This window comes from uncultured Endozoicomonas sp., from assembly GCF_947495845.1.
Taxonomy (GTDB): domain Bacteria; phylum Pseudomonadota; class Gammaproteobacteria; order Pseudomonadales; family Endozoicomonadaceae; genus Endozoicomonas.
This window is the reverse complement of sequence record NZ_CANMAO010000002.1, coordinates 156,460-172,942: the sequence shown is the minus strand read 5'-3', so window position 1 is coordinate 172,942 and position 16,483 is coordinate 156,460. Positions and strand designations below refer to the sequence as shown.

Sequence of the window (16,483 nt, the reverse complement as noted above, 5' to 3'; positions counted from 1 at the left end):
TCTGGACCCTTCAATTGTTTAGTTGATTGCCTTCAAACCTCCCCATTCATTGTCCTGTCTGGTTGTTAAATGGAAAACACGTCTTCCCACTCCGTTAAGAACTGGGTAATCAGTTTGTTACTGGTTATCGCTCTGGGTATTGCAGCCTGGTTTTACCTCGAACATCAGCGAAAATATCCGGGTACTGATAATGCTTACGTTCACGGCAATATCATTTATGTTTCTCCCCAGGTGGGCGGCATGGTCAGCACAGTTAATGCTGGCAATTATGTTTATGTTCATGAAGGGGAGTTGTTGGTTCAAATCGATCCTGCCCCTTATGAGGCGCAACTGAAAAAAGCCCGTGCAGCCTATGAGGTGGCAGCAGAGCAGAATCTGGCGACTAGCAAGGCGATTAATGCGGCCAGTGCTGATGTCGTTACTGCTGGTGCGAACCTTCGAAAAGTCCAGATAAACTTCAAACGCACCATGACGCTGGTGGATTCAAGCGTACTTCCCAAGCAAGATGGTGACAATGCCAAAGCGGCATTAACGACGGCGCGGGAAACGGTCACCAGTGCCAAAGCACATATGGAACAGTTGGTCGCCGAACAGGGAACTGTTGGGAAAGATGCGCCGGCTGTGCAAGTTGCGGCGGCAGATTTAATGACCGCCACCTTGAACCTTTCCTATACCAATATTGCCGCCGCCGTGGATGGCAGGGTGGGGTTGATCAATGTGCATCCGGGCAGTGTGGTTAGCATGGGGCAGGCCATGTTTCCCTTGGTGGAAGCCGGAAGTTTCTGGGTGCAGGCCAATTATAAAGAAGACGACCTTGCTCGTATTAAACCCGGTATGTCGGCCAGTGTGACATTGGATATGTACCCGGATAGTCCAATGAAAGGTGTCGTCGAATCAATTTCTCCAGCCAGTGGCAGTGCGTTTTCGTTATTGCCACCAGAGAATGCGACGGGGAACTGGGTCAAAATCACTCAGCGCTTTCCGGTGAGCATTCGGTTGGATGCTGATGATGACAAACCGCTCAGAGTCGGAGCAAGTGCCGCTGTGGTTGTCGATACGGTGGCTGTCGATACTGTTGTTACCAAAGTGGCGACAAAAGATAGGGCTGGCAGTGCAGCGGTGAACCATGGTCAATAATGTCAGCAGAGCCGCGGTGACCATTACGATTATCACATCGTCGTTAATGGTGCTGATCGACATGACCGTCGCCAATGTCGCTCTGCCGGATATGATGGGAGCACTGGGAGCCACTTCTGAACAGATTACCTGGGTGCTCACCAGCTTTGCCATGGCAGAAGCGATTTGTATTCCTCTGGCCGCTTTTTTGACCCGCCGGCTGGGTGAACGACATCTTTTACTCTATTCCATTTTGGGCTTTATTCTGTTTTCCGCCCTGTGCGGTCAGGCCGACTCGTTAATGGAAATGATTGTATTCAGGATTTTGCAGGGGTTGTTTGCGGCGCCTGTCATTCCTTTGAGTCAATCGGTTTTGATGCAGGTGTATCCCAAAGAGGAACAGGGCAAGGCCATGGCGATTTTTGCCATTGGTGTGATGGTTGGGCCGGTACTGGGGCCCGCCATTGGCGGTGTTCTGACGGAGCATCTCAATTGGCGCTGGGTATTTTACATCAATCTTCCTGTTGGTGCGCTGTGCGTATTGCTGATTTTAAGAAATATCAGGATTAGCAATCAGGGAGAAGCCCCAATGGACTGGCTGTTGATTACCACCATGGCGCTGGGTATTGGTTTGTTGCAGATGGTCCTGTCCCAGGGGAATGAGAAAAACTGGTTCAGTTCGAACTTTATTCTTTTTTCCTCCATCGCCAGCGTGGTGATGATTGCTGCATTTATCATTCGATCTTGCAAAACCCGGGGCGATATTGCTCCAGCCTGGATGCTGATGAATCGCAATCTGGGTATTTCCTGTCTGGTGGCCAACCTGTTTGCTGTGGGGACGTTTGGTGTTTTGCAACTTCAGCCCATGCTGCTTCAACAGTTGTATGATTACCCCGTTCAGACTGCAGGTTTTATCATGGCGCCTCGAGGCATAGCGTCAGCCATTGTGCTGATGATGGCGGCACCGTTAATGGATAAGGTGGATGAGCGCTGGTTTGTACTACTTGGTTTGGCTCTGAACGCGGTCGGTGTCTGGCACATGAGCCAGTACCCTCTGGAAGTGGATGAATTCTGGCTTATTTTACCGTCAGTGATTCAAGGGGCAGGGATGGGGTTGGTGTTTGCACCGTTGTCAAAACTGGCTTTTGCCACGCTGCCTGCAGATTGGGTGCCCGGTGGCACCGCCATGTTCAACCTTTGCAGGACCATCGGTTCTTCCATCGGTATCGCTATCATTAATACTTACTTCAGCTATGTTCAGCAGGAAGAGTGGCACAGTTTGGGAGGAAGCCTTGCTGCAGATAATCCGATTTTACAAAATTATGCGGAACGGTCAGGTATGGAAGTCACCAGCACGGTGTTTTTGGAAAAGATAGCTGCCATGTTGCATCAGCAATCCACCATGCTGGCGTTTGTTTATTGCTTCACCGTGATGGTGGCAATTTATATTGTATTGATCGCACTGATTCCGCTGTTTAAGCGGAAGGTTTCATGATGCTCAGTGACTTTCAATGGCCAGTGCCTGTTCGGATGCGTTACCGATATAGGAAGCCGGTGTCATTGCTTTTAGTTCAGCTTTGACACTATCTGGCATCTCAAGCCCTTCGATGAAGGTGGCGAGTGTTGCTTTGGTAATGCCATCTTGGCCGCGGGTGAGTGCTTTCAGTTTTTCGTAAGGCTGATCAATGCCGTAGCGACGCATTACGGTTTGAATGGGTTCTGCCAGAACTTCCCAGGCTTTGTCGAGATCATCATTCAATCGGGCGGGGGAGGCTTCCAACTTGCTAACGCCTTTCAGTGTCGCGGCGTAAGCAATCAAGCTCTGACCAAGACCGACGCCCATGTTTCTCAGCACGGTAGAATCCGTCAGATCCCGCTGCCAGCGGGATACCGGAAGCTTGGCTGCAAGATGTTGCATGATGGCATTGGCTATACCCAAGTTGCCTTCGGAATTTTCGAAGTCGATGGGGTTAACTTTGTGCGGCATGGTGGAAGAGCCCACTTCACCAGCAACCGTTCTCTGCTTGAAATAGCCTAGAGAAATGTAACCCCACACGTCACGATCAAAGTCGATCAGAATGGTATTGAAACGACAGATGCCGTCATACAGTTCGGCGATGTAATCGTGGGGCTCAATCTGTGTGGTGTACGGGTTGAACTCAAGACCAAGGCTGGTGACAAACCGTTCGGCATGATCTGCCCAGTTTACTTCCGGATAAGCCGACAGATGTGCATTGTAGTTACCAACGGCGCCGTTGATTTTGCCCATTGGGGTCACGCTTTCAATCTGGCGGATTTGTCGCTTCAGACGATAAGCGACATTGGCCATCTCTTTGCCAAAGGTGGTTGGTGAAGCAGTCTGACCGTGGGTGCGTGACAGCATTGGTTGGTCAGCATGGGTCTTTGCCAGACTTTCGATGGCGGCAATAATCTTGCGCATCTCTGGCAACACCACGTCTTCCATGCCGGTTTTCAGCATCAAACCGTGGGAGAGGTTATTGATGTCTTCGGAAGTACAGGCAAAATGAACAAATTCACTGATGGCAGACAGTTCTGCATTGCCCTGAAAACGCTCTTTAATCAGGTACTCTACGGCTTTAACATCGTGGTTGGTGGTGCGTTCGATTTCCTTGATACGGGAAGCTTCGGTCATGGAAAAATCGGTGACCAAGGCATCCAGTAATTGATTGGCTTCTGCCGACAGGGCAGGGACTTCCTGAATATCAGCATGCTCCGCCAGGGATTGTAACCAGCGAACCTCCACAGCCACCCGAAAGCGAATCAACCCGTATTCACTAAAAATGGTTCTCAGAGATTGCGTCTTATCACCGTAACGTCCATCGATGGGAGACACTGCGGTCAGTGCATTCAGCTCCATGTTCTTGCCTTATGCCGGAGGAAAAGAAAGAGCGCATGATACCTGAAATGGCGTGGTAATCGTAGGTGGGAGCAGAAGAAATCGGGTTGTTTTTAGGATTAAACAATGGGCCCATTTGGATTGTCGGGGCCCATCGTTATTTTTATAGGGTTAGGATGGTAGGCGTTTGACGGCGTCCAAGAGCTTGTTCCTGCCTATAAATAGATGCCAGCGGCTACCACCGCATTGTCGCCAGAGCATGGCGGAACGAATGCCGGCCAATAATACAGCGCGAATACGGCTGGCATTCATCGAGTTTTGCAGGTGTCGAGCATCACCATTCACTTGGATGCGGGTTTTAAAGGTGCTGATGGTGTCTAAATACACACTGGCGAGACTGGATATCACGTTCTCGTGATTGGGACCAAAGTGATTGGCTTGTTCCTGAGAGCGTGCCAGCCGGGAGCTTATGGTGCCCAGCATTTTTGAGTTTCGGCTGAGCTTCTTTTCGATGTGGATCAGGGCGAGGGCATAACGGACCACATCTCCTTGAATAGCGGAGCTGTTTCTGCTGAGTACTGATTCAAGGGATTTGCGCCCTGTGCTCAGATGTTCAAAACCGCCATAAACCTCGGACACACTTTGAGGTGAGGTGATAAAAATACTGTTGATTGAGGCGTTCATGACCTCACTGTCGCACTGCCCGGTCTTGGCTAGCTTGTCGACGAGCTCTGCGGCCTGGAATACGCCAGAAAGAGCTGCCGCCTGATCCATCATTGAATGTCGCACCGATGCTGTTCTCTGCAGGTGGTAAAAGTTATGAGTTAGGAATGACGAGTTTCAATAACACCGCCACCAAGGCAGGTTTGATTGTCATAAAAAACCACGGATTGTCCCGGTGTTACTGCTCTTTGAGGTACATCAAACGTCACGTGATATTGACCATTGGCATCCATGGTTAATGTGCACTGTTGATCTTGCTGGCGATAACGAACCTTGGCGGTGAGTTTTGCTGGCAATGCTGGTGCAGAGCCGGACACCCAGTCAATATGGGAACAGGTGAGGCTGCTGGAGAAGAGCATTGGATGGTCTGTGCCTTGACCGACAATCAAAACATTTCTCTCAAGGTCTTTTTCAAGTACGTACCATGGCGCTTCACTGGCATTTTTCAGGCCACCAATGCCCAGGCCTTGTCGTTGGCCAATTGTGTGGTACATCAGGCCGGCGTGCTCACCAATGATGTCACCGTCTGTGGTTTCAATGGCCCCGGGTTGTGCGGGCAGGTACTGCTTCAGAAAATCCTTGAATCGACGTTCACCGATAAAACAGATGCCGGTACTGTCTTTTTTGTTATGGGTCACCAGATCGTGTTCTTCAGCAATGCGACGAACCTCTGGCTTCTGAAGATGGCCAACCGGGAATAGTGTGCGGGCAATCTGCGCTTCATTTACGGCGTGCAGGAAGTATGTTTGATCTTTGTTGTTATCCGCACCTTTCACCAGATAGCTATGGCCATCTTGATCAATTCGCTGGCAATAATGCCCCATGGCGATGAGATCGCTGCCCAGTGTCATGGCGTAATCGAGAAATGCCTTAAATTTAATCTCTTTGTTGCAGAGAATGTCAGGGTTCGGTGTTCTTCCATTCTTATATTCATGAAGAAAGTGTTCGAAAACATTGTCCCAGTATTCCGCGGCAAAATTGGCTTTGTGCAGCTTGATGCCCAGCTTGTCACACACCGCCTGTGCATCTGCAAGATCGGTCATGGCCGTACAATATTCGGTGCCATCGTCTTCTTCCCAGTTCTTCATGAACAGGCCTTCAACCTGGTATCCCTGCTGCATTAACAGCAATGCAGAAACCGATGAGTCGACACCGCCGGACATGCCAACGATAACCCGACCCTTTATTGAAGATGCGCTTGAAGATGCGTTTGCTGAAGAGGTTTCCATGCTCACGGGAAAATGCTACTGCCTATGAAAAAAGAGCATTTTACCGTTAAGCCACCGATGAATCTATATGGAGCTAACGTTAGAGGTTTTTGCGGATGCCGGTTTCGTTTTTTAACAAAACTTAATTTATTCCTGATCAAGGATGGTATATGGTATACGCGTTTTTGCAGATGTCTGATTGCATTCGAGTCACAGTCTCAAACTGCCTTGAACGGTAGTAACCACTTGAGTAATGAATGCGTTCGTGAGGATAGATTATCGTTCACTTCGGGGTCAGAAAATGCCAGCCGGTTATCGCATTTTCAAAACAATTGGCCTTGGAAGGGCACGCAGTCAGGCGACTTGCACCTATATAAAGACAAAAAATTAAAGAACCCGGCATTCATCTGGCCAACCCGATGATTAGAGAATGGAGTTAATAATGGGATACCAAAAGATTTCGGTGCCTGCTAACGGTGACAAAATTACCGTCAATGAGGACCTCTCCCTTAATGTTCCAAACACCCCGGTTATCCCTTTTATTGAAGGTGATGGCATTGGTGTCGACGTATCGCCAGCCATGCTGAAAGTGGTTGATGCAGCGGTAGAGAAAGCCTATCAGGGGCAGCGTAAAATTGCCTGGATGGAAGTGTATTGTGGTGAAAAAGCCACCCAGGTTTATGACGAAAACACGTGGATGCCAGAAGAAACTCTGGAAGCCCTGAAAGAATATGTTGTAAGTATCAAGGGTCCTCTAACCACACCAGTGGGTGGCGGCATTCGTTCTTTGAACGTTGCTCTGCGTCAGGAGTTGGATCTGTTTGCCTGTATTCGCCCAGTGCGCTGGTTCGAAGGCGTTCCAAGCCCGGTAAAAGAACCTGGCAAAACTGACATGGTCATCTTCCGTGAAAACTCTGAAGATATCTATGCAGGTATCGAATGGAAGGCAGGCACTACTGAAGCTGACAAGCTGATTGCCTTCCTGCGTGATGAAATGGGCGTGACGAAAATCCGCTTCGACAAGGATTGCGGTATTGGTGTTAAGCCGGTTTCTAAAGAAGGCACTCAGCGTTTGGTGAAGAAAGCCATTCAGTTTGCCATCGACAACAATCGTGACTCGGTTACCCTGGTGCACAAGGGTAATATTATGAAATTCACCGAAGGTTCTTTCAAGGACTGGGGTTACGATACGGCTGTTGAGTTCTTTGGCGGTGAGCCTCTGGACGGTGGCCCATGGCATACCATCAAGAATCCGAATACTGGCAAAGAGATCGTGATCAAGGATGTCATTGCGGATGCGTTCCTGCAGCAGATCCTACTGCGTCCGGCTGAATACGATGTTATCGCTACTCTCAACCTGAACGGCGATTATATCTCCGATGCTCTGGCAGCACAGGTGGGTGGCATTGGTATCGCTCCAGGTGCCAACATTGGTGCGCCGACTGCTGTGTTTGAAGCCACGCACGGTACAGCACCGAAGTATGCAGGTCAGGATAAAGTGAACCCTGGTTCAGTAATTCTGTCTGCAGAAATGATGCTGCGTCACATGGGTTGGAATGAAGCAGCTGATTTGATCATCAAAGGTATGGATGGAGCCATTGGCGCCAAGACCGTTACCTATGATTTTGAGCGCCTGATGGATGGAGCAACTCTAGTGAAGTGCTCTGAGTTTGGTGATGAGATCATTAAGCATATGTAATGTGCGTTTGATGTTGTGATCATGAAAGCCGGATTTTATGTCCGGCTTTTTTGATTGGGCAAAATCAGGTTTATTCCATTTCTTGATTTATTTTTTCACTGCTTGTTTTTTGATCACCTCTCGTTAATATTGCGTCATCAGACAATGGATAGTGTTAAAATACCTATCGTTATTGTCAATTTTTAATGCATGGATGCCAAATCCTGAGATTTTGTCAAAACTTATCCTGGCGTGCCGATCAGCTTTTTAACGCTCAATGAATTTTATGATTGGCCCTTGGTACTAAGACTTAATCGTTGCTTTTGTTGCTCCGGATGCGGTATGAGTAATCAGAAGGTAAGTTTGAATGTTAAGGTTACAGCCATAAACCATGAGTAATCTCGAACTGTTTCGTCTAAGCTTGGATAGAGAGGAAGGTGATCTGGATGCAGATCTGGGTGTCGCTGTAGCCCCGGAGAAAACCAGACTTGCGCCTCCGCCCATGTATCAGGTTTTACTCCTGAACGATGACTTTACACCCATGGATTTTGTTGTTGAGGTACTGGAGAAATTTTTCAGTATGCCAGAGGGAAAGGCGACCCAGACCATGCTAATGGTACACACGCAGGGAAAAGCAGTTTGTGGCGTGTTTAGCAAGGATATCGCAGAGACCAAGGCACAGCAGGTAAATGAATATTCCAGAGAAAATGACCATCCCCTGCTGTGTAAAACAGAAAAGGCCGATTAGCATTTTCAAGGTTGAACCATATGCTCAACAAAGATCTCGAAGCGACACTGAATAATGCATTTAAAGATGCCAGGGAAAACCGACATGAATTTATGACGGTTGAACACCTCTTGCTGGCTCTTCTCGATAATGAATCGGCCTCAAGAGTGCTGATTTCCTGCGGTATCGATCTCAAAAAGCTCCGTCAGGATTTGATGGAGTTTGTCAGTTCCACGACACCTTTAATTCCCGACGGTGACTCTGAACGTGAAACTCAACCTACATTGGGTTTTCAGCGAGTGCTGCAGCGTGCGGTTTTTCATGTACAGAGTTCAGGCAAGAAAGAAGTCACTGGCGCCAATGTTCTCGTGGCCATCTTTAGTGAGCAGGAAAGCCAGGCTGTTTATTTTTTGAAACAGCAGGACGTTGCCCGAATTGATGTGGTCAATTTCATAGCCCATGGTATTGCCAAAACCCCTGGGCAGGAACTGGAAGAAATTGGGCATGATCTTTCAGAAGAAATGGAATCAGAGCCTACCAGCTCTGGTAAATCGAAGAATCCATTAAAACTGTACGCATCTGATTTAAACGAGCAGGCTCGTTTAGGTCGGATAGATCCACTGGTGGGTCGTGCTGATGAAGTTGAGCGTGTTTGTCAGATTCTGACCCGGCGTCGTAAGAATAATCCGCTTCTTGTTGGTGAGGCGGGTGTTGGTAAGACGGCGATTGCTGAAGGTTTGGCTCGTAGAATTGTCGATGGTGAAGTGCCAGAAGTGCTCTCTGAGAGTGTTGTGTATTCCCTGGATCTAGGTTCATTACTTGCCGGCACCAAATATCGCGGTGATTTTGAAAAGCGTTTCAAACAGTTGCTGGGTGAGCTGAAAAAACTGGATCATGCGATTCTGTTTATTGATGAGATTCATACCATCATTGGTGCCGGTGCAGCTTCTGGCGGTGTTATGGATGCATCTAACCTTCTAAAACCGATGCTGACATCCGGTGAACTTCGTTGTGTGGGTTCGACGACCTTCCAGGAATTTCGAGGGATCTTTGAAAAAGATAGAGCCCTTGCCAGACGATTCCAAAAAGTGGATATCGTCGAGCCGGATGTAGAAGACACCTTTCAGATATTACTTGGCCTGAAGAAAAAGTTTGAAGAGCATCATTGCATTGAATATCAGGATGCAGCATTAAAGGCTGCCGCTGAGTTGGCAGGGCGCTACATTAATGATCGTCATATGCCGGATAAAGCCATTGACGTTATTGACGAGGCCGGTGCGTATCAGCGTCTTCAGCCTGAAGATCAGCGGAAGAAAGTGATTGATGTTGATGATGTTGAAAGCATTGTTGCCAAGATGGCAAGGATTCCGCCTAAATCGGTTTCTTCGTCTGACAAAGAATTACTTGGTAAGCTTGAGCGCAACTTGAAGATGGTTGTGTTTGGTCAAGATGAAGCCATTACTTCGCTGTCTACTGCAATCAAGCTTTCCAGAGCAGGATTAAAAGCACCAGAAAAGCCGGTGGGTTCCTTCTTGTTTTCCGGTCCGACGGGGGTTGGTAAAACGGAAGTCTGTCGTCAGTTAGCCAAGGCGTTAGGTATTGAGCTGGTGCGCTTTGATATGTCTGAGTACATGGAAGCCCATACCGTGTCCCGTTTGATTGGTGCGCCTCCGGGTTATGTGGGTTTTGATCAGGGCGGTCTGCTGACAGAAGCCATCAATAAAACGCCACATTGCGTGCTGTTGCTGGATGAGATTGAAAAAGGGCACTCTGATGTTTTCAACCTTTTGTTGCAGGTCATGGATCATGGAACACTAACAGACAACAATGGTCGTAAGGCTGATTTCCGTAATGTTATTGTGATTATGACCACCAATGCCGGTGCAGAAAAAATGACCCGAAGCTCCATTGGCTTCCTTGAGCAGGATCATGTTACTGATGGTACTGAGGCAATCAAGAAGACATTTACGCCTGAATTCAGGAATCGCCTGGACTCTATCATTCCATTTGGTGCACTGAATGATGACATCATCAAGCATGTGGTTGATAAGTTCCTGACCGAGCTTCAAGCCCAATTGGATGAGAAAATGGTCCAGTTGGATGTGGATGATAAGGCTCGTAGTTGGTTATCCGAAGAAGGCTTTGATCGCCAAATGGGTGCACGCCCGATGGGTCGTGTTATTCAGGAGCATCTCAAGAAACCATTGGCTGAGCAGATTCTGTTCGGCAAGCTGGCGGAGCGGGGTGGAATGGTGAAGGTGACGGTCCGCAAAGGAAAGTTGCATTTGAAGTACGAACCTACGAAACAGCGCACAACGGATCTCGAAGCGATGGACAGTGGAGAGTGACGGTAGGACGTTTAGACAGTAGATAGAAAAACAGGGGCTTAAGGCCCCTGTTTAACGAGAACGGTAAGTGATGCGACCTTTGGTCAGATCGTAAGGTGTCAGTTCAACCTTTACCTTGTCTCCAGTCAGGATGCGAATGTAGTTTTTGCGCATTTTTCCTGAAATATGAGCGGTGACGACGTGCCCATTTTCCAGTTCTACACGGAACATTGTGTTAGGGAGGGTATCGATAACGACACCCTCCATTTCCAGACTTTCTTCTTTTGCCATTAAATAGCTACCTCAGAGGTGTTAGTACGGCGTGATTGATTTTGCTGGGCATTCTGCCTGAAAATAATTTGTAAAGCAAAGTACCCTTGGTGTATGGCAGTGATTTGTCGCGTTATTTCTGTGCTTTTTTCCTTACTTCAAAAGCTGCCATTGCTGGTTGATGTATAGCTCTATGGGTCGGAATTCAATTTTGTAATTCATTTTCTGGCTGTTTTTGATCCAGTACCCAAGGTGTACGTAATCTATCTGCTGTTGCTTAGCCTGATGAATTAACCAGAGGATACAGTATTTACCCAAACTTCGGTTTGAATATTTTGGACTGTAGTAGGTATAGATTGCCGAAAAAGCATTCTGTAATTCATCCACCACAGACACTGCCAATAGTTCCCCTTGCAGGCGAAACTCATAAAAGGACGTAAACCCGGGATTATCAATCAGAAATGCTGAGTATTGTTCAACGGTTGCCGGGTACATATCGCCATCATGATGGCACTGATTGATGTATTGTTCATACAAATCATAGTGCTCATGACAATACTCCGGGGTTCGTTTTTCGACCTTTAGATCGCTATTCCTTGACCATACCTTTCTCTGAGTTCTGCGCATGGAGAAATCAGTCGCTGGAATGCGGGATGCAATGCAGGCATTGCATTGGTTGCAGTGCGGCCGGTATAAATGTTGGCCACTCCGGCGAAACCCCAGATTGGATAAATTACTGCAAAGTGCCTGATCGGTGGTGATATCAGGGTCAATAAAAAGGGTGGTCGCCTCTTCATCCGGTAGATAACTGCACTGATGAGGCTGTGTGGCATAAAATTTAATGTTTTTATGTTCACTCATTGTTGATGGTCAATCCATTGCCATGCTTTCTTCCAGTGTGCACCTGTGGGCGTTGTTCGGCAATAGCGGTTGAGATATCCGGTAAACTCCTGTCGAGGCATGGTGACGGCGCCCAGTGATGCAAGATGAGTCGAGTGCATTTGGCAATCAATCAATTTAAAACCCCATTGGTGCAACTGATTTGCCAGCGCGGCAAAGGCTATCTTTGAGGTGTTGCTTTGCAGACTGAACATGGACTCCCCAAAAAATAAACTTCCCAGTGAAACACCGTACAACCCGCCGACTAACGTTTGCTCATGCCAGACCTCGACTGAATGGGCATAACCGGCACGGTGTAAATCAATGTAGGCGGCCATCATTTCATCAGTGATCCAGGTGCCTTCCTGGCTCTGTCGCGAAGTGGAGCAGTGATGGATAACGCCGGAGAAATCATGATCCATAGTGACCTGATACTTACTTTTACGCAGTAATTTAAGTAGGGATTTTGAAATATGGAATTGATCAGGGTGCAGCACCATTCTTTCGCTGGGAGACCACCAGAGAATAGGGTCGTCCTCGCTGAACCATGGAAATATTCCCTTATGATAAGCCTGCAGTAATGTATCAATGCTCAGGTTCCCGCCAACGGCCAGCAGTCCGTCCGGTTCATCCAATGCTTTTTCAGGATCAGGGAAGAGAATGTTTGAATCTGCCAGCAATGTCAGAATTTCTTGCATAGTTTGTGGCTTGCCTTTGTTAAAAACTGCGTTAAAAAGGTTGTTAAATCAGGCTGGCCGTGTAAACTGATCTCCGTTAAAACATGGCCTGATACAACTATTTTGCAGAGCAATGCTTTTATTGTCCAAATTAATGTATTAGAATGCCACGCCTAATCTATTTGATACTCTGCTTTCTACCAGCCGCTTAATGAAGAATAATTCAGATCTACTTAATTTTTCTACCGACACTACTGTGTACTTTATGTGCGCTGGTGCAAGTATTATCCCTTTTTCTGACAAATGAATTTCCTGGAGGAAATCACATCTATGGGTACCCTGAGCATGGGCGGAAATATTGATACCAACAATGAGATGGATATCATTGAACAGCAGCGTCTTGCCGCTCTTATTGAAATTACAGAGCAACACAACAAGGAAGTCAGTCAGCTGAAATCCCGTCTGGAAACAGCGGAAAAGAAAGCTGAAAAGTCTGCAGCCCAGCTGAAAAACATGGAGAGCGAACTGAAGGAGTTGCGCGCCAGCAATCCTGATCGCATGAAGAAGCAGGTGAAGCGTCTACAGGAGCAAAACCGCACCCTGACCGGCGAAAATGCAACACTGAAAACCAAGCAGAAGCAATTGACTCAGCAACTGAATACCGCCAATCAGGAGCTGGAGCAGCTGAAAGCTGAATCCGAGAAAACCGAAGAGGCTGAAGCAGAAGCCTGATTCTGGTCTTGGAGTAGGCCTATCGCAGCGTCTATTCCCAATAACCGGCAACCACCCAATCCCATGCTTTGTGTTGTTGCCGGAAGTATTGATATATTCCCTTTTCCTTGCACAAATTCCTTTCCTGTTGCTGGCATCCCTTCTATCCTGTGAAATCAATCATTAAGTTCATTTGAGCTTTCAGCGGGAGCGCATACATGAAGGATTGGAACATTTGTCGATATGATGATATCGAGCATATTGAGCGCACTTACGCCTTTAAAAAGTATTCCACGGCGCTCGCCTTTGCCAATGCCGTTGCCTGTTTGGCTGAGTTGAATGGGCATCATCCCCGTATGGTTGTTGAATGGGGCAAGGTTGTCGTTGCCTGGGGAACTCATCAGTCAAAACAGGGGAGCGGTGTTTTTGAGAAAGACAGAGTGTTGGCTCAACGCTGCGATGAGCTGTTTGAGCAGCTGTTGCGCCCAGTCATAATCAGTTAACAAGTAAAGATATTCTTAATATCGTGAAAAGATATTAAATTCGAGTGGATGTATTAGAAATTTGATCCATAATTACCATGCTGATTTTGATCGACTCCCCCCTACGATTGAATCAGTCTTGGTCTATATGACTGTGGCACGTTGATTGTGTGCCAAATGTTTACTCCTAAATGGTCTTAGCCCGTGTCTTCTTCCCCCAGAAGCGCGGGTTTCTTTTTGGTTGAAATTCCTGCTATGCAGCGAAGTATCAGCAGCTTACCGATAAATCATCACCTGATCAGCATTTCCAGTTTTCCGCATACACCGCTACAAAACGATATAAAAACTTGGCAAAAACTTGGCAGACTTGGCATGCCAAAACAAAGACAAGTTTTGAGGGCATAAAAAAACCGGTCTATCATTTGACCGGTCGCATATTTGCGGCAATACTTGTCCCGTCGTCGTCTGACGGTGTTGGTAGCACTTTAGGGCGGGACAGGTTCCCGATCAGATTGCACGGCTTTAGAGCCGGGTGTCCTGATCTATAAAAGACCGCTTGCGGGAAAAATCAGGAGAGTGCCTTAAGCTCTTACCAGCTCCCGGCACCATTTCAATAATAAAAGTCAGTCGGACAGTTTTTCTTCTAACTGGCTGATTACCTCATTGATCATTCCAATAGCAAAATCAAGCTTGGTCATCGCTGCAAGATCGTCTGTACTTTCAAAACATTCGTAGCGTGCTGAGTGGTCTTTTTTGGCTGAGCTGGCTAAAGCGTGCAGTTTTTTTAAGATGTTCGCTGATTGTTGCATCACATAATCTCGCCTGTGTGAAATGTACGCAAATCATAAAGACTAAGCCAAAACCGACTATTGACGCAGATCAATTTTTTTAAAAAGTATAACCTCAGGTTATTGAGTGATACTCGAAAAATAATAGGTGTTTGTTTTGTGCCATCAGTTCCCAGGGCAATTACTGGCAGCAATGACACGGAAGAAGATCAGCGAGAGAAGGATAGCCAAATCACTGGACGTATCTCAGCCTGCTGTTCATAAGTGGGTATATGGTAAGGCATTACCAAGGCTTGATAAGTTCTGTCAGCTCTGCGTCATCCTTGACACTTCGCCCAATGAATTGCTTGGCTGGAAAACTTGATTTACTGCTACCACCAGTAAGGTGCAGGCTTCCAGAACTCCGGGGCTTTTGGTGGCTCTGTTTCTTCAAAGCCTGGCTGATCTGTCCAAGTGATAAGGTCAAGCCGGTATGAGTTTAGCTGGAGAGCCGCTTGCTCTTTGCTTCCATTGACCTGATAAGGAAAGGTGTTGCCGCCAAAATCCTTATCGTTTTTGTATTGGTCGATACGTTGAGCAACATTCTGAATTTCACTGTTTCGCCAGCCTTTCTTTATTTCAGCAAGCTCTTCGCCAGTAGGCGGCTCAGGTGGTTTTAACGCCTCTGCCTTTCTTCTTGCATGATCTTCTATCAACTCCATAAATGGAGCCAAGTCAGTGAACGGCTTATTAGGCCGGCCATCCAGGTATTCGACCTCACCTTTACCTGCCTGCCACTGGATGGCATGTATTTCTTCGGGCAGGTCTAGCGGCATTGTTTCGCTGTAATTATCAACAACAACGAGCTGATCATCTGTGATAACGGTTAGTCGCTGAATATCCATCGTTACCCCTTAAAGTTTAATGATGTAACAAAGCGCGTAATAGGGCGACATTGTGGAAACCGTATGTGAATGATTTCCACCATCAGCACAAATACCACTATGATTGTGTGAACCTGAATTACCAGCGTTATAGGTTGAAACGTTCGAAACACCGGAATAATTGTTATCCGGTCTTGACTGGTTAAACCCGTCGTTTACTACGCCCTTTATGTAGTAGTTGCCTGTTGAGTTTAGTCTGTAGCCCTTTACAGCATGTCCATGTGCTGGGATTTGAGTCGACGATAGGGTGGTATTACCTACTGAAACAGTGTGTGAGTGGTTGCCCGCTACTGCGGTTGTAGCACTAACACTTCCTCCAGTCGCTCCCACGTCATAGCCACCACCCGCACCAATAACAAACCGGTCTTTTAAATTTGGAATCGGTATACCGTTAGATGTTTCACCCTGACCATTGCAAAGCTGCCATCCCGGTTCTATTTGTTCTTCAGTACCAGCAAACATCCCAATAAAGCCGGGAAACACACTTGAAGCGATGGCCTCAGCCTTTGCCTGGCTTACCGCTAATTCTGTAGCTGCTTTTGATTCTGATTTCCCAGTTGTGCTGTTTGATAGCTGGACTACACCTTGAGCTGTAGGGCTTGCTTTTGGAAGCTGAGAAGCACTGTGATTATGATTGGCAGGAGCCGCACCAATATCAGAAGGCGTATGAGCGTGGTCAGCAGTTGCGTAAAAACTGGCAGACTGATTATTCAGCTTTGCTGAGTTTGGAGCGGTAGCCGTTTTATCAAGCTTGTTGTCTTGCAGGGCTTTTGTAGCTGCAGCAGTAGCCAGCTTGTTTGCACTGCCATCTGTCAGGCTACCAGTAGCCGAATAGTTGGGAACATTGCCCAACCCAATCTCGACCTTTGTTGGCTTCTTGTCAGTTGTATAAAACTTTGTCCAGGCATCGTTTGCAGAGTTACGCCCCCAGAAGGTATTTGTATCTGTCTCAAACCAGATCAAACCGGCAACAGTAGCGGGAGCTGCGCTATTCGCGTTGCTGGATCGAATGGCAGCAAATAAAGCGTTTAGCTCAGCCCTGACCAATGCGCCAGACTGGTTATCTATGTAGTAATCAACCATGGAAATCCACGCAAAAAAAGCCCGGTAAGAACCG

At 47.3% G+C, this 16,483-nt stretch carries 17 protein-coding genes; 8 read left to right on the top strand and 9 right to left on the bottom strand.

Going from position 1 to position 16,483, the window contains the following annotated elements; genetic code table 11:
• Positions 1 to 69 precede the first annotated feature (69 nt).
• A complete protein-coding gene (locus Q1B11_RS02590; RefSeq protein WP_299726942.1) occupies positions 70 to 1,137 on the top strand; it encodes an HlyD family secretion protein in 1,068 nt (355 codons plus the stop codon).
• Entirely contained in the window at positions 1,127 to 2,611 is a 1,485-nt protein-coding gene (locus Q1B11_RS02585; RefSeq protein ID WP_299726939.1) for a DHA2 family efflux MFS transporter permease subunit, read from the top strand. The genes Q1B11_RS02590 and Q1B11_RS02585 overlap by 11 nt, the downstream gene beginning before the upstream one ends.
• A gap of 3 nt (positions 2,612 to 2,614) precedes the next feature.
• Here Q1B11_RS02585 and purB read toward each other — a convergent pair whose 3' ends face one another.
• The 3 genes from purB to mnmA form a co-directional block, all read right to left on the bottom strand.
• Positions 2,615 to 3,994: an adenylosuccinate lyase gene (purB, locus tag Q1B11_RS02580; protein WP_299726936.1), complete on the bottom strand. Its 1,380-nt coding sequence runs from the start codon at positions 3,992 to 3,994 to the stop codon at positions 2,615 to 2,617.
• Positions 3,995 to 4,144: 150 nt separating this feature from the next.
• Entirely contained in the window at positions 4,145 to 4,762 is a 618-nt protein-coding gene (gene hflD, locus Q1B11_RS02575) for a high frequency lysogenization protein HflD (RefSeq protein ID WP_299726933.1), read from the bottom strand.
• Between the two features lie 35 nt (positions 4,763 to 4,797).
• Positions 4,798 to 5,925 carry a tRNA 2-thiouridine(34) synthase MnmA gene (gene mnmA / locus Q1B11_RS02570; RefSeq protein WP_299727241.1) on the bottom strand — a complete coding sequence of 376 codons (1,128 nt, stop codon included), beginning with the start codon at positions 5,923 to 5,925 and terminating at the stop codon, positions 4,798 to 4,800.
• Between the two features lie 421 nt (positions 5,926 to 6,346).
• On the opposite strand from mnmA, the gene icd reads away from it, so the two are divergent.
• From icd to clpA, 3 genes are all read left to right on the top strand, one after another.
• Positions 6,347 to 7,603, top strand: a complete 1,257-nt coding sequence (icd, locus tag Q1B11_RS02565; RefSeq protein WP_299726930.1) for an NADP-dependent isocitrate dehydrogenase — start codon at positions 6,347 to 6,349, stop codon at positions 7,601 to 7,603.
• A gap of 370 nt (positions 7,604 to 7,973) precedes the next feature.
• Complete coding sequence (clpS, locus tag Q1B11_RS02560) at positions 7,974 to 8,330, top strand: ATP-dependent Clp protease adapter ClpS (RefSeq protein WP_095210643.1); 357 nt, start codon at positions 7,974 to 7,976, stop codon at positions 8,328 to 8,330.
• A 20-nt stretch (positions 8,331 to 8,350) separates the two neighbouring features.
• On the top strand, positions 8,351 to 10,657 hold the full coding sequence (gene clpA / locus Q1B11_RS02555) for an ATP-dependent Clp protease ATP-binding subunit ClpA (RefSeq protein WP_299726919.1): 2,307 nt from the start codon (positions 8,351 to 8,353) through the stop codon (positions 10,655 to 10,657).
• A 51-nt stretch (positions 10,658 to 10,708) separates the two neighbouring features.
• Here clpA and infA read toward each other — a convergent pair whose 3' ends face one another.
• From infA to aat, 3 genes are all read right to left on the bottom strand, one after another.
• Entirely contained in the window at positions 10,709 to 10,927 is a 219-nt protein-coding gene (gene infA, locus Q1B11_RS02550) for a translation initiation factor IF-1 (protein WP_034842760.1), read from the bottom strand.
• Positions 10,928 to 11,059: 132 nt separating this feature from the next.
• Entirely contained in the window at positions 11,060 to 11,767 is a 708-nt protein-coding gene (locus Q1B11_RS02545; RefSeq protein ID WP_299726905.1) for an arginyltransferase, read from the bottom strand.
• Positions 11,764 to 12,483 (bottom strand): leucyl/phenylalanyl-tRNA--protein transferase, encoded by a 720-nt coding sequence (gene aat, locus Q1B11_RS02540; protein WP_299726902.1) that lies wholly within the window; start codon positions 12,481 to 12,483, stop codon positions 11,764 to 11,766. Before aat ends, Q1B11_RS02545 begins: the two co-directional genes overlap by 4 nt.
• Positions 12,484 to 12,792: 309 nt before the next feature.
• Here aat and Q1B11_RS02535 point away from each other — a divergent pair, with 309 nt between their 5' ends.
• Positions 12,793 to 13,194, top strand: a complete 402-nt coding sequence (locus Q1B11_RS02535) for a hypothetical protein (RefSeq protein ID WP_067584706.1) — start codon at positions 12,793 to 12,795, stop codon at positions 13,192 to 13,194.
• Positions 13,195 to 13,391: 197 nt separating this feature from the next.
• A complete protein-coding gene (locus tag Q1B11_RS02530; protein ID WP_067522477.1) occupies positions 13,392 to 13,676 on the top strand; it encodes a 4a-hydroxytetrahydrobiopterin dehydratase in 285 nt (94 codons plus the stop codon).
• A gap of 602 nt (positions 13,677 to 14,278) precedes the next feature.
• On the opposite strand, the gene Q1B11_RS02525 is transcribed toward Q1B11_RS02530, so the two are convergent.
• A complete protein-coding gene (locus Q1B11_RS02525) occupies positions 14,279 to 14,467 on the bottom strand; it encodes a hypothetical protein (protein WP_299726879.1) in 189 nt (62 codons plus the stop codon).
• 169 nt (positions 14,468 to 14,636) lie between these two features.
• Between Q1B11_RS02525 and Q1B11_RS20410 the strand changes: the two genes are divergently transcribed.
• Complete coding sequence (locus Q1B11_RS20410) at positions 14,637 to 14,807, top strand: helix-turn-helix transcriptional regulator (protein WP_366139429.1); 171 nt, start codon at positions 14,637 to 14,639, stop codon at positions 14,805 to 14,807.
• A 7-nt stretch (positions 14,808 to 14,814) separates the two neighbouring features.
• On the opposite strand, the gene Q1B11_RS02520 is transcribed toward Q1B11_RS20410, so the two are convergent.
• Both Q1B11_RS02520 and Q1B11_RS02515 read right to left on the bottom strand, forming a co-directional pair.
• Positions 14,815 to 15,327 (bottom strand): hypothetical protein, encoded by a 513-nt coding sequence (locus Q1B11_RS02520; protein ID WP_299726876.1) that lies wholly within the window; start codon positions 15,325 to 15,327, stop codon positions 14,815 to 14,817.
• Between the two features lie 9 nt (positions 15,328 to 15,336).
• Positions 15,337 to 16,329 (bottom strand): tail fiber protein, encoded by a 993-nt coding sequence (locus tag Q1B11_RS02515; RefSeq protein ID WP_299726873.1) that lies wholly within the window; start codon positions 16,327 to 16,329, stop codon positions 15,337 to 15,339.
• Positions 16,330 to 16,483: the final 154 nt, after the last annotated feature.